The sequence below is a fragment of the Opitutaceae bacterium genome (assembly GCA_041395105.1).
GTDB lineage: Bacteria > Verrucomicrobiota > Verrucomicrobiia > Opitutales > Opitutaceae > B12-G4.
The window spans coordinates 839,236-853,331 of record JAWLBB010000001.1 but is presented as its reverse complement, the minus strand read 5'-3'; the positions used below and the strand labels follow the sequence as shown (position 1 = coordinate 853,331).

8 protein-coding genes are annotated in these 14,096 nt (G+C 57.8%); 6 read left to right on the top strand and 2 right to left on the bottom strand.

Annotated elements, in window-relative coordinates; translation table 11 throughout:
• The first annotated feature begins 38 nt into the window (after positions 1–38).
• From hprK to R3F07_03300, 3 genes are all read left to right on the top strand, one after another.
• The gene (gene hprK, locus R3F07_03310) at positions 39–1,010 is read left to right on the top strand and encodes an HPr(Ser) kinase/phosphatase (GenBank protein MEZ5275393.1); all 972 of its coding nucleotides are present in this window, start codon (positions 39–41) and stop codon (positions 1,008–1,010) included.
• 421 nt (positions 1,011–1,431) lie between these two features.
• Positions 1,432–2,814, top strand: coding sequence for a chromosomal replication initiator protein DnaA (gene dnaA / locus R3F07_03305; GenBank protein MEZ5275392.1), 1,383 nt, complete (start codon positions 1,432–1,434; stop codon positions 2,812–2,814).
• Between the two features lie 67 nt (positions 2,815–2,881).
• The gene (locus tag R3F07_03300) at positions 2,882–3,376 is read left to right on the top strand and encodes a hypothetical protein (protein ID MEZ5275391.1); all 495 of its coding nucleotides are present in this window, start codon (positions 2,882–2,884) and stop codon (positions 3,374–3,376) included.
• A 316-nt stretch (positions 3,377–3,692) separates the two neighbouring features.
• Here R3F07_03300 and ligA read toward each other — a convergent pair whose 3' ends face one another.
• The gene (gene ligA, locus R3F07_03295) at positions 3,693–5,705 is read right to left on the bottom strand and encodes an NAD-dependent DNA ligase LigA (protein ID MEZ5275390.1); all 2,013 of its coding nucleotides are present in this window, start codon (positions 5,703–5,705) and stop codon (positions 3,693–3,695) included.
• Between the two features lie 31 nt (positions 5,706–5,736).
• Positions 5,737–6,180, bottom strand: a complete 444-nt coding sequence (locus tag R3F07_03290; GenBank protein ID MEZ5275389.1) for a VanZ family protein — start codon at positions 6,178–6,180, stop codon at positions 5,737–5,739.
• 200 nt (positions 6,181–6,380) lie between these two features.
• Here R3F07_03290 and R3F07_03285 point away from each other — a divergent pair, with 200 nt between their 5' ends.
• The 3 genes from R3F07_03285 (at position 6,381) to R3F07_03275 (ending at position 13,110) form a co-directional block, all read left to right on the top strand.
• Positions 6,381–7,499, top strand: coding sequence for a Gfo/Idh/MocA family oxidoreductase (locus tag R3F07_03285; protein ID MEZ5275388.1), 1,119 nt, complete (start codon positions 6,381–6,383; stop codon positions 7,497–7,499).
• Between the two features lie 19 nt (positions 7,500–7,518).
• Complete coding sequence (locus R3F07_03280; protein MEZ5275387.1) at positions 7,519–8,517, top strand: Gfo/Idh/MocA family oxidoreductase; 999 nt, start codon at positions 7,519–7,521, stop codon at positions 8,515–8,517.
• A gap of 3,336 nt (positions 8,518–11,853) precedes the next feature.
• Positions 11,854–13,110 carry a hypothetical protein gene (locus R3F07_03275; protein ID MEZ5275386.1) on the top strand — a complete coding sequence of 419 codons (1,257 nt, stop codon included), beginning with the start codon at positions 11,854–11,856 and terminating at the stop codon, positions 13,108–13,110.
• Positions 13,111–14,096: the final 986 nt, after the last annotated feature.

Below are 14,096 nucleotides of genomic sequence, written 5' to 3'. Positions count from 1 at the left end.
CTCGAAACGCGAAAAGAGGCCTCTTCTTCAATCCCACCATGGCGACCCCCACCAAAAAACGGCAAACAAGGAGCATCACGGTCGAGCATTTCTTCAATACCTACCGCGAGCGGCTGAAGCTGGAAGTCGTGGCCGGAGAAAAGGGCCTCTTCCGGACCATCCGTGAAGGCAGCATCAACCGCCCGGCCCTCGCCTTGACCGGTTTCACCAAGTACTTCGCCAACAAGCGCCTCCAGGTGCTCGGAGCCGCCGAGATGACCTACCTGCGCTCGATGAGCGAAGAAAAGCAGTACGAGGTGATCAGTCTTCTGGTCGACCGCGCCATTCCCTGCCTGGTCTTTTCCCGGAACTTCAACCCGACCCGTCCGATGCTGCAGATCGCGGAAGAGCGGAAGCTGCCCCTCTTGAAGACGCCGATGATCACGATGAATTTCGTGAATGCCGCCACGCTCTGCATCGACAATGAATTCGCCCCGACCACGACCATGCACGGCACCACGATGGACATCAAGGGCATCGGGGTTCTCATCCGCGGCGACAGCGGTGTCGGCAAAAGCGAGTGCGCCCTGGCTCTGATCGAACGCGGACACAGTCTGGTCGCCGACGACATGACCCGGGTCAAACTGCTCGATGAACGCGACCTGATGGCCTTCAGCATGGAGCTCAACCGTGGCTATATGGAATGTCGCGGCCTCGGGATCATCAACGTGGCCACCATGTTCGGCATCCGCAGCGTCCGTCTCGAGAAGCGGATCGATCTCGTGGTCAGCCTGCTCGAAATGGTCCCGGATGCGATCGAAGAACGAACCGGACTCGAAGGGGGGATCTATGAAATCCTCGGAATCCAGGTGCCCCACGTCGAGATCTACGTCCGGCCGGGACGGGACCTCGCCCGGTTGGTTGAGGTGGCCGCGCTTGTCCAAGCCCTCAAAATCATGGGCCATGACCCTGCTCTGGAATTCAACGAACAGCTGATTGCCCACATGTCCCGGAACAATGATCAGGAGTAAGTCCCTGGATCAGCCGGTCAAACCGGTCGGGTGCAAGGCCCGCAATCGGCTCCGTGGAGCCGTTTTCGTGGCAATCCAAAAATCAAAAAACTTATCCTCAGGACACTGTCAGTAACTTGTCGGAAAGTTGGTCTTGAAAAGCCGATTAGGCTTAACGTTATTGTCACATTCCATAGTTTGGGATCTGCCAAACGGCCCCTGAATTCTGGTCCGCCCTGCACGCAATCGAATCAACTCACAGCCTTTTTAGCCAAACCATTATCCCTCAGTAGTTTATACGTTTAACAGCGTATCCATATTCCACCTCTGAAGGATCACCCATTTTTCCAGGCTGAGCGTTCGAGTCGGTTGCGGTCAGAGCGGTGTCCCGATTCCCGGGAATCCCGTATGTGAATAACCTTCCCTCCCCTGTCCGACGCCCATGCCGCCCACCACCTCTCTGACCTCCTGCTGGCCGACGATTCGAGCCGAGTTGGCCAAACAGCTGCCCAAGGATATTTTCGAGATGTGGTTCAAGCCCATCCGATGCCTTCAGGAGTCCGATGAGACCCTCGTTCTGGGCGCCCCCAATGATTTTGCGGCCATCTGGATCCACGACAATTACCTCGATCTGATTTCGCAGCTGGCCCGGGTTGCCTCGGGCCACCCGATGCGGATCAAGGTCGAGATGGCCCGCGAAGGCGGGGATCCGGTGGTTGATGCCGATCGGGCCGCCTCCCGGAACAAGCCCACCCCGGCGACGCGCCCGACGGCCCGCCATACGGGCGAGGATCGCAAGACCACCGGTAGCCTCAACCCCCGGAACACCTTTGAGAATTTCGTGGTCGGCTCAAACAACCAGCTCGCCCATGCCGCGTCCATGGCGGTCGCCCAGGCGCCCGCCCACGCCTACAACCCGCTCTTCATCTATGCCGAGACCGGACTGGGCAAGACCCACCTGATGCACGCTGTCGGGCACAGCATCCTGAAGAACAACCCGCAATCCCGCATCGCTTACCTCTCGTCGGAGAAGTTCACCAACGAGTTCATTCTCGCGATCCAGGAAAACACCCTGACCCGCTTCCGCAAGCGGTACCGCAATGTCGATGTCATCCTGCTCGACGACGTCCAGTTCCTCAGCGGCAAGGAGCGGATTCAGGAGGAGTTCTTCCATACCTTCAACGATCTCTTCGAATCCCAGAAGCAGATCTTCCTTTCGAGCGATCGACCGGCCAACGAAATCGCCAAGCTGGAAAGCCGTCTGGTATCCCGCTTCCAATGGGGCCTGATGGCCGACATCCAGTCGCCGGACTTTGAAACCCGGGTCGCCATCCTGCGCGCCAAAGCCAACGCCCACCATTTCAAGATCGACAGCGGGATCATCGATTTCATCGCCGAACACATCGTCCGCAATATCCGGCGTCTCGAGGGGGCGCTGATCAAGGTGGCCAGTTACTCGGCGCTGACCGGCAGGAAGCTTGACCTCACGATCGTTGAGGACCTGCTCCGGGATGTCCTGATGGAGGAGGCCCAGCGGCAGATCACCATCGATGGCATCCAGAAGCGGGTGGCCGAATACTACCAGTTGCGTCCTTCGGACATGGTCAGCAAGCGCCGCCCGGCCAATATCGCGATCCCCCGCCAGATCGCCATGTATCTGGCCCGGAATCTGACCAAGCATTCCCTCCAGGAGATTGGCGAGAACTTCGGCGGCCGGGACCACGGTACGGTCATCCACGCCTGCAAGTCAGTCGATAACATGATGGAGCAGGATCAGTCGGTCCGCAACAGCGTGGAATTCCTCAAGAGCCAAATGGCCAAGTAAGAGGCCGGGCCGGGGACACACAACCCGGCTTGACCGCCGCCATCCCCGCCCCGACACTGCGACCCTCATGATGGATTTGACCGCAGAACAGAAAGTGGCCGTGGGGAAGTGGGTGGAGGAGGGTGCGTCCGTAGCGGACGTGCAGAAGCGACTGAAGGAGGAATTCCAGATCGGGATCACCTTCATGGACGCCCGATTCCTCATCGATGACCTCGAACTCGATCTGAAAGACAAGGTCAAGCCGGCCGAGACCCCGGACTTTGCCGCTCCCGCCACAGGGACATCAGCTGCCCGGGAAGCCGGAACGGCCGACAGCGAGGTCTTCGATCTCGAAGCCGATGGGACCGGCGCCGTCACCGTCGAAGTCGACAAGATCACCCGGCCCGGCACGGTGGTCAGCGGCAACGTCGTCTTCAGCGACGGGGTCAAGGCATCCTGGGCCCTCGACCAGCTGGGCCGCCTCGCCCTCGACCCGGGAGCCGCCGGCTACCGTCCGAGCGAAGACGACATCGCCGTCTTCCAGCAGGAACTCAGCCGCCAACTCCAGAAGCAGGGATTCTGAATCCGGAACGCGGCGAGCGTCGGGTATCCACTCCACAACCAACCGTAGGATACTACGTTTGGTTTTCAGGTCCCAAACCAAACGTAGCAACCTAGAATGGCGCTTCGTTAGCGCCAAGGCGCGATGAGCCAACAAAGCTCTGTTTGCTCTTCGACGGCGGGTCCGGAGGCCCCGCCCTACCACCTGAAAACGGAGCATGCATGGTAGGGCTGGACGTCCCCGGCCAGCCGCAACGATTGTCCGAGACAAAACAACGATCAAAACCCTCGACTAAGCGCCATTCCAGCACACTACGGTTGGTTTGCCGACCGTCCCTTCAGGCCGGCCGCTCGATCAATCCCCGCAGACCCGCCTCGTCGATCACGGAGACGCCGAGTTTCTCCGCCTGGGCCAGCTTGGAGCCGGCCTCTTCGCCCGCCACCACATAGTCGGTCTTCCGGCTCACCCCCGAGGTCACTTTCCCGCCTGCCCCTTCGATCAGGGCGCGGGCCTCGTCCCGGGTCATCGAAGGAAGGGTTCCCGTAAGAACGAAGGTCTTTCCCGCGAGGCTCCCGCCCGCTCCCACCCCTTCACCCGGACCCGTCGGCTCGAATCCGAGTTCCTTCAGTTCCCGGAGCAGGTCCCGGTTCGCCTCCTGCTCAAAATAGGTCCGGATGGCCGCCGCCAGGACGGACCCGATGCCTTCCACCGCCACCAGCGCGTTCTCCTCAGCGGCCGCAAGGGTTTCGAGGGAGGGAAAAGCGCGGGCCAGGTCGCGGGCCGTGGTCGCACCGACATGCGGGATGCCCAGACCGTGAATAACCCGCCAGAGCTCGGCCGTCTTGCTCGCCTCGATGGCCGCCAGCAGATTGTCCGCTGATTTCGCGGCGAATTTTTCCAGTCCGAGCAGTGATTCGCGGTCCAGACGATAGAGATCCGGCAGACGGGTAACCAACCCGCGCGTGACCAGTTGGTCGACCACGGCGATACCCATTCCGTCGATGTCCAGGCAACCTTTTGAAGCAAAATGGCCGAGCCGGCGGCGCACCTGCGCCGGACAATTGGGATTGGGACAACGCTGGGCCACTTCCCCCTCCAATCGAACAGTCGGCGTCCGGCAGACCGGACAGGCTTTCGGGAAAACATAAGGCACGGAGCCGGCCGGCCGTTTCTGCAGATTGACCGCGATGACCGCCGGGATGATCTCGCCCGCCTTCTCGACCGAGACCGTATCGCCTTCCCGGACATCCTTGCGCGCGATTTCCTCCGCATTGTGAAGCGTGGCCCGGGATACGGTGGTTCCCGCCAGCTGGACCGGCTCCAACTCCGCCACCGGAGTGAGCACCCCTGTCCTGCCCACCTGGATACTGATGGCCCGCAGGATGGTTTCCGCCCGCTCGGCGGCAAACTTGTAGGCGATGGCCCAGCGGGGGGCCTTCGAGGTCGATCCGACCTCCTGCTGGGCCGCGACCGAATCCAGCTTGATCACGGCGCCATCGGTGGCATAGGCAAAATCCGCCCGCCGCGAATCCAGCTCCTGAATCGCCGCCCAGACCGCATCCATCCCGTCCGCCGACCACTTCATTTCCACGGTGGGAAGACCCCACTCCCCGAGCAGGCGGTGGAAATCACCCTGGGTCTCAATCCGGAAACCTTCATGGTAACCGAGTCCGTAGAGAACAATATCCAGCTGCCGGGCGGCGACTTCCCGCCGATCGAGGAGCTTGACCGTTCCCGAGGTCAGGTTCCTCGGATTCGCATAGACCTCGAGACCATCCTCCTCTCTCAACTGATTGATTCGGCGAAACTCCTCATTGGTCATGAAGATCTCGCCACGGATCTCGATGATCGGCGGAAATCCACTGCCCGGGAGCCGACCCGGCAGTGAACGGATCAGGCGGATGTTCTCGGTGACATCGTCGCCTTCGACCCCGTTTCCCCTCGTAACCGCCCGGACAAGGATGCCGTCCTCATAGGTCAGGCTGACCGCGACCCCGTCGATCTTGGGCTCTACCAGGTAGCGCAGGTCCTCCCGTCCGAGGACTTTGACCAGTCGCTCATGAAATGCCCGCAATTCTTCCTCGGAATAGGTATTGTCGAGGCTCTGCATGGGCACCCGGTGCCGGTAGTGCTCGAAGCCGGGCAGGCGGTCGTCGCCCACCCTCTGCGTCGGCGAGTCACCCGCAGCCTGCTCCGGATACGAGCCTTCCAGGTCCGCCAACTCGGCCTTCAGTCGATCGTAGTCCTGATCGGCAATGGTCGGGGCGGCCTGCTGATAATAGAGCCTGTCGTGGGCGGCGATTTCCCTGCGGAGTTCCTCGATCCGTGTCCTGGCTTCGTCTGGACCCATGTCTCCATTCAGGCGAGGTCGACCCTTGCTGTCAGCCCTGTTTTCGGACCGGTCGATACTCCATGATCCTGCGGTAGGCGTGCCAGCGGCAGTAGACCACGACCGCCGTCAGCGCCCCGAGGGTATCCGCCACCCAATCGGCAAATTCGACCGAACGACCCGGGGTGAACGATTGATGGAACTCGTCGGTCAGGCCAAAGACGGACACCAGAGCAACCACAGCCGCAGCCGCAAGAAACGTCCGGGAACCGTCCGGGATCATCCGCAGGATCAGGGTGGCGAGGAGCCCGAAGACGCAGAAATGGGCGATCTTGTCGAAAGAGGGAATCCCTCCGGGTGCGGCCGGATTTTCCGTCCCCGACAGGCTGACGATGCCGACCGCGAGCATCAGCGGGAAGAGAAGCCGCCCATCCTGCCAGACCAGGGACCAGAGCCGGGGCTTTGCATTCGTGGTGGCGTCGTTCTCCATGGTCATCCACAGGATTCTCGGACCGGCCCGGCCCGTTCAACAAGAAAACCCATCTGGCGCACACCCCGAGCGACGGACTGGAGAAGGCAATTGATCGAATTCGAGTAGAATTGAGTCGTCTCCGGACGAAAGTCGGGCGACGTTTTCAGAAGGTGCAACACGCAAGGGTCAAATCGGTTTGTCCCAATGGGTAAGGAATACGAACCATGATGAAAGTAGCTGTTATTGGAATGGGCGGTATCGGGAACATTCATGCGACCTGCTACCGGAACAATCCGGCCGCCGATCTGGTGGCGGTCTGCGACGTGGTCAAGGCCAAGGCCGACGAAGCCGGCGAGAAACACGGTTGCGAAGAGTTTTATTCCCTGGCGGAAGTGCTCGAAGCCCACCCGGACCTCGACATCATCGACGTCACCACGGGGGGCAACGAAAACGGATCCTGGCATTTCGAGCCGACCATGCAGGCACTCCGGGCCGGCAAGCATGTCCTGGTCGAGAAACCCATCTCAAACGACATCAACGAGGCCCGTGAGATGGTCAGGCTGGCTGAAGAGAAGGACCTCTATCTCGGCTGCAACCTGAACCACTATTTCACCGAGCCGGCCGGCCTGGCCAAGAAACTGGCTGACGAGGGCAAGATCGGCGAACCCATATACTGCCTGCACCGGATGGGATTCCCGGGCGGAGAGATCAACTATCCCGGCCCGGCGAAGAATGCGAATTTCGAGGGTTTCCCCTACGCACACGTGAAGGCCTTCCTCGCCCACCCCTTCAGCATCATGCGCTACTTCTGCGGAGATATCGTGAAGCTCCAGGCGTTCATGGGGCAACCTGGGTTCCGCCGCAACGCGAACGACCCGATGGTATCCGTCAACAGCATCCACGTGCTCTTCGCCAACGGCACCGTCGGCTACCTCTTCAGCCAGCGCGGCGACGCCACCATGGGGCTGGGAGGCTGGTGGAGTGTCGAGGTGGGCGGTTCCAAGGGAACCTTCTGTATCGAGAACTGTGTGGAAAAACTGACCTTCTTCCCGACACCGGGATCAGAAGGCGCCGCGGCCCCGGAAAAGCTCAAGATCGGACAGGCTCCCGCTCCTGTGGTCACCAACACGGGAAAAACCGACTTCGGCCTCACCTTTCAGCCGCGCATCGACGCTTTCGTCGAGGACGTCAGCAAGGGTGTACCCAAGCACCTCCTGCGGGCCTCGGGCCGTGATGCCCTGGCCACGCTGGAATACACCTTCGCGGCCATCGAGTCCTATGAGCGTGACGGGGCCGTCGTCCGCCCCCATCCCCTGCCCCCGGAAAAGCGCCGGCCCGCCTGATCCGCATCTGCCTGCCGCAATGAAGGTTCAACGTGTCGGCGTCATTGGTCTGGGTCCCATCGGTAGCAAACACGCGGGACTCTACCAGTCGATGGAGCAGGCGCAGCTCGTGGCTGTGTGCGATCGGGACAATCCACGGGCGGAGGCGGGGAAAGCGCGCTTCGGCGTGCCTGCTTTCACCTCCGTTCAGGACATGATCGCCGGGGTGGAACTCGACATGGTCAGCGTGGCCACGGCCGGGCACGAATACGGTCGCGATCATTATGAGCCGACCATGGAAGCGCTCGAAGCCGGTCTCCATGTCCTGGGAGAAAAGCCGATCTGCAACGAAATCCCCCTGGCCGAAGCGATGGTGGCCAAGGCGAAGGAGAAGGGACTCTGCTACGGCATCAACCTGAATCACCGCTTCACACCGGCAGCCCGCCTGGCCAGAAAGTGGGTCGATGAGGGGCGAATCGGACACCCGCTGTTCATGAATGTGAGCATGTGGATCAAGAACCCCCGGGAGTCTTCGCCGTGGTTTCAGATCAAGGCCCTGCACCCCCATACGGTGGACATCATGCGGCACTTCGGTGGCGACATCGAAGCCGTGCAATGCTTCGCCACAAAAGCACCCGGCCGCGAAATCTGGTCAACGGCCCAATTCAACATGCGCTTCAGGAGTGGCGCACTCGGACACCTGACCGGCAGTTATGACATCGAGCGGGGCCACCCGATGGAACGGGTCGAAATGGCCGGGACGAAGGGCCGCTTTGTCATCGACGACATCTTCAGGGAAGTGACGCTCTATCCGGCGGGCAGCCTGGAGAAAACCGTCTACACCAATCCGTTCTTTGGCGGCATGCGCGATTTCGATGACACCTTCCGCAACCGCCTGAGTCGTTTCGTCGAGCAATTGAACGAAGGTGCGGAACCGGATCAGATCGACGGATCCGGGGCGGACGGCCTGGCTGCCCAGAAAGTGCTGGCCGCCGCCATAGAGTCTCTGCAGACCGAAACCGTGGTGAAGGTCGGGTAGGATTCGGACTGCCCCGGCCCACCGGAAGATCGATCCGCTCGGAAAGAGATAATGGTCGGGCCGGCGAGATTCGAACTCGCGACCTTCCCGAGGCGCGAAGCGCGCTCGGGACGCGCCGGTCTAGATCTGCAAATCCAAGCCTGGGTAGGCCTGACGGATAATACGCCTGATGCTCTGCGGATTCTTTTTGGCCTTGATCTCCCGCTCCCACCTTACCGCCTCAGAACGAGTCTCAAATCCCCGATGATAGGGCATCCACCAAGGTCCTCGATTCCGGGTGGAGCTATTTCTCCCTGATTGGTGTTCGTGAAATCGCCGGACCAAGTCGTCGCACTGGCCAACGTAGAAGCGCCCGGTCGAGTGGCTTTGCAGGATATACACAAAGTACATTCTTCGAGAAGATAATGGTCGGGCCGGCGAGATTCGAACTCGAGCACTGTAGCACTTTTTAGTGGGCGTCCAGTGGGCAGGTGACTAAAGCAATCTAGGGTTTCCGCATACCCATTTCTCGCACCGAACAAGAGAAAGACTCCCGTTTCCCTTTCGGAAGGCTTGGAGCTACGTCTCTCAGAAGGGTCAGTCGGAGTATCTCGTTCGATTTCTGGAGTTGGCGGATAGTCTCCAAGTGAGACTCCAGGTCATCGAGCATCCCTACGTATTTCTCGAAGGAGGTAGTTCCTAAATCAGAGGCGATTTTCCTTAACACCTGTGGTTCAATCTGACCTTTGGAGTCAGACTGGTCGGTCAATCCGAACACGGATTTGGCTTCATCCTGTGCCTCCCAAGAGTCACACCCCTTCTCCAGCAAAGGCGTGATCCAGGACGAAACAGATCTGTTGTCAGCACCTGCTGCTCGTTTCAGTCTCTCAAACAGTGCTCCAGGGATCGTGATCGTAGTTTTGACACTGTTTTTGATCCGTGGTGATCGCGGTCTTGGCATAACAGTGGTCATCAAGATCAGAAAATCCGCAAGAATCAAACATTTCTTGCTTGCTAAAGATTACTAACGAATCCTCAATTGCGGGATGACTAAGGATTACCAACGATTCGTTTCCGTTACACTGAGACTGCCCCTCGAGTTAAGAATCTGGCTCGAAGGACTAGCTGGGGCGCAAGGTTCACGTTCTCTATCCAGCCTCGTTCGTCAGATTCTAGAAGACGCACAGATCAGGACTCCGACACCAAATCAACAGTCCTCGGGTCCCAACTAGGCAGAGCCGCCCATCTATTCGGAATGGGATTCTGTGAAACGCGCGAGCTACTTCTCGGACCTCTTCGAAGTCGTGAAGATTATCAAAGAATGGGGACCTAGACTCGCGACAACGCACTGTTACGACGAAGTGAACAGCCGGCATATGCTTAAGTTCTCTCTACGAGCATGCGCACATTGGCTTAGGCTTCTCGCCTTCAGACAGATTTCGGAGGGGGACCTCGACCTCCTTTGGCCACGGAACCTACCTCGCTAATGTCGGAGAACCCCTATACCAAAATGCCACAGGGCCTTGAGGCGGACAAAATGTATGCACTCGAGTTAGCCAGAGCTATAAGGGAATTGGCTGAGGCTGCCAAGATTCAGACTGCCGCGACACAACAGCATATGGCGTTCGCCGAGGCAATCTTCTGGCAACTGCCAGCGTCAAAGCGAGCCTCTCTGCTCGGTCTCAGCACCCGCCAGGAACGACGACTCCGAGCTCAACGTGAAATCCGAAAAGCACTGGAAGGAAAGAAGTCATCGTGAAGACCATGGGGATCTCTTCGCCGCTGGACGATAACGGCGCCCGTAATCGATTTCCAGACAAGCCATATGACCTACGTCTTCTAAAGGAAGCCAACTCAATCTTTATGGTCTGGACCTCCCTTGGTCTTCCACCGCCGCAGCCTGTTCATGATGGAGTTGTATCCTCACCTTTTCGCGAAGACCGAAACCCATCCTTCTCCATCTTCGAAAACGGAAAAGCATTCAAAGACCACGCAACCGGCCTCAAAGGTGATGTATTCAAATTCATTCAGATCGCTTTGGACTGCGATTTTGCGGCAGCCGTCTCATTCTTGCGAGCGAGACCTCGCCAACCTGAGTCGTCCGCCCAAAACTCGGGGGCTTTTCGGTCTCGAATTGGGTCGAAACCGAAATCAGGTCAGTCAAAGATCGAGCTGCCCTGCGACTTTAGCGAAGGAACCGAACTTGATCACAGGGCTTTGGCAGCCGTGCGAAAATGGCCCTCGATGCAGGGAATAAAGAGGGCGGCTACGGCCGGATGTCTTGGATTTGCTACAATGCCTGACCGTATGTCCCGGAGCAATTCATGGGAACAGGTTCGTGCGTGGCTCGTGCTTGATCCCATGCAGCGAAACGTCTCGGCCCGTCGACTCGATGGCAAGAACTGGAATTGCCTCGATGGAACACCGAAGTCCCGCTCCCTAAAGCACTCCTCCAAATCCTGGCCTGTCGGCATTCACCTAGCAGTTCCCGACTCTATACTGCTAGTTGCCGAGGGCGAGCCAGACTTCATCGCTATCTGGAGCATTCTCACGGATACATCCAAAATGTACACTCCAGTTGGGATCCTCGGCGCAGGAGTCTCTCGTCTTGCAGAGGAATCGGGCCAGTTTATTGACGATCGTGAGGTAGTCATTTACCCGCACAGGGATCGAGCTGGAGAACAGGCTTGTAGCTCCTGGGCCCGCGAATTCTACCGACTGGGAGCACGAAAGGTGAGTAGAGTGTCTCTTGATCCTTGGCTGAACCTTAGCGGTTCCGATCTCTCCGACGTTCTGATGGCAGCAAGTGCCAGCAATGTGCCAGACGCTCTCGCTACAAACTGCTGGACTTCCAAAGTCGCTCCTCCACTGGATGGCCAGAATTGGGAGCAAGAAGAACTAGATATAGCTCTCATCGAAGATGCCTCATAGCAATCACCCAGCCTCTAGGAAGATGCATGGGGCTTCAAGAAATTGAAACAGTCTCTGCAAAATCTCCTTGATCCGAGCGTTGCCGAGGAAATCGCACGTCCAGACCCTGTCGAAGGTTCGTTCTGCGATCCCTCACAATCGGCGGATTCTGGAAGGAAAAATCAGTTTTGGGTCTTACCATCGGGCGATGTATCCATTTCGGAATCAGCCCAGCAGATCTTCTCCGGTATCTCTCCCACGAGACGGATGTTTGTTCGTGCGGGGAGAGTCATGGAATTGGTAATAGACCATCGCGGGCATACCTTGGCCATCGTCCAGCCTGAGGCTTTCCGATCGAGAATAGAAGGTTTCGGACATCTAGTACTCGCTTGGCGAATGGGACGCTATAACGAGATGGTCCTTAAGCCGGCAACTTGCCCGAATGATATGGCAAAAGCGCTTCTCGCAACCTCTGAAGCTCAGAATCTACTGCCACCGGTAGCGCTGATCACGGGATCGCCGGTCATCGTTCCGACCGGGACGACCGGTAACGTATTAGGGCCGGGCTATCATGATGCAAACGGAGGAACGCTTGTTTCATCTGGGGAGTTGCCACCGGATGTGCCACTCGAGCGGGCCGTTCAATCGCTGAGAGAATTGGTTCAGGACTTCGACTTCCAATCCGACGGTGACCGTGCTCGTGCGATGGCATCCTTGATTACACCAGCCCTGAAAATTGGCGGATGGCTGCAATCTTCTGTACCTGTCGACGTTTCAGAAGCAGATGCGTCCCAGTCAGGGAAGACTTACCGTCAGAAAGTCGTGGCGGCTGTCTATGGAGAACTTCCGTATATCATTGGCCAGCGGAATGGAGGGGTTGGCAGCGTTGATGAATCAATCTCTACGGCGTTGGTTTCTGGGAAGACGTTTCTTCTGCTCGATAATCTCAGAGGGAGAATGAATACGCAGTTCCTAGAGGCAGTAGTCACCGCAGATGGTCCCGTGGCCGCTCGCGTCCCGCACCGAGGAGAGGTAATGGTGGATTCACGCGGAGTGCTATTCCAGGTCACGAGCAATGGCTTTGAGACAACTCGCGACTTGGCGAACCGATCAACGATCATTCGCATCAGAAAGCCCAAAGGGAGGCGGTTCAAAGAGTACGCTGAAGGTGACCTTCTTTCACATGTTAAAGGCAATCAAGCATATTACCTAGGCTGTGTCTTCGCCGTTGTAAAGGCTTGGGCAGGGCACGGCCGTCCAAAAACTAGCGAGGTCCGTCATGATTTTCGGGGATGGGCGCAGAATCTAGACTGGATTTGTCAGAATCTCTTGAAGTGCGGCCCTCTCATGGATGGACACGAACAGGCGCAAGGGCGGGTCAGTAACCCCGGCCTCTCGTGGTTGAGAATAGTTGCTACTGCTTTAACAGAATCTGTGGACCCTGCGAAGGAACTTACCGCAACTGACCTATTCCAGCTCTGTGAGGAACGGGATATACAGATTCCGGGTCTTCAGAGTTTCGATGAGGCTCAAGGTCGCAAGGTTATCGGCAAGATCATGAGTCGGTTTTTTAAGGACGGAGAAGTGTTTGTGGCGGAGGGAATTCATGTTACCCGAGTCACCAAGGAGGAATACAGGCAAGAGTTTAGAAAGAGTATAAATGTGAATTACTACAGCTTTGCGGCCTGTGCGATCTGCGACTAAAGCCCATAGGAAATCTGTACCGTTTTCTTGAGATTCATACCGCTCAGGTCGCACGGATCGAATAGAGTAATGCCATACTCATTCTCTGTTCGTCTTTGCCCCGAACATGAACCGTTCGATTCGATAGTCGGACCTAGTCTGGTTGATTGGAAATTCATAATATACTGAATGTAGCTGAAACCTTTTTGCAGCAAAGTTCTCACGGAGGGCCTATGTATTTCAGGGATGAAAGGCGGCGATTCCCCGGCCCCCTCCCCCCCTCTTTTTTTCTCAGCGCCTCTGCTCTAGCGATCGCTCCGAAGCTCATGTCCTCTGGTGTTAGGGCATAAGCATGCCCTAACTGTCCTTCTGCAGGAGACATATTGAGAACAATGTGTGCACATATCGAAAATGGAGACTTAACGTTTCATCCTGCCAAGATTCTTAGCAAGGTGCTTAATCACAGCAGGATAGAGATGATTACGGGCATCCAAACCATACCCCTCTTCACTGGCGTTAATGAAGGCCAATACCAAAGAAGTGAACGAGGTTCGGGGCGATTCAAAGGACGCAATTGAAGTCGCGCGGCACTGCACCGGGTATAGCGCAGTGCAAAGACCCTCCGTAACCGATCGCGCAGGCACCCCCGTCAATATCAGAGTTCAACGGTATGTGGATTCTTCAGGGTGGCCGACTAGATTCTGGAGCGTTATTCTGAACGGCGAGCTACTTTGCGTGACAGTCTACAAGAAGGGTGCAAACGCCGTGGCGGAGACCCTAGAACAGGCAATCTTGGGCCAGACTTCCTAGACGCTTGACAAAACAGACTCGCGGGCATCGTCGCCCGGCCACGGTTCCGGCAAACAGGCTCCTGTCGAATCAGTCGCGTGGTCATTCTTCGTCCGTGTGGCCTCTTGGCTGGCTTCAATAACCTCAGGGAGGTTGTTTGCCTCTCTCCCGTATGCGAGAGCGTCATCGTCATCGGCTGGCGGCCTTTGATCCGAGAA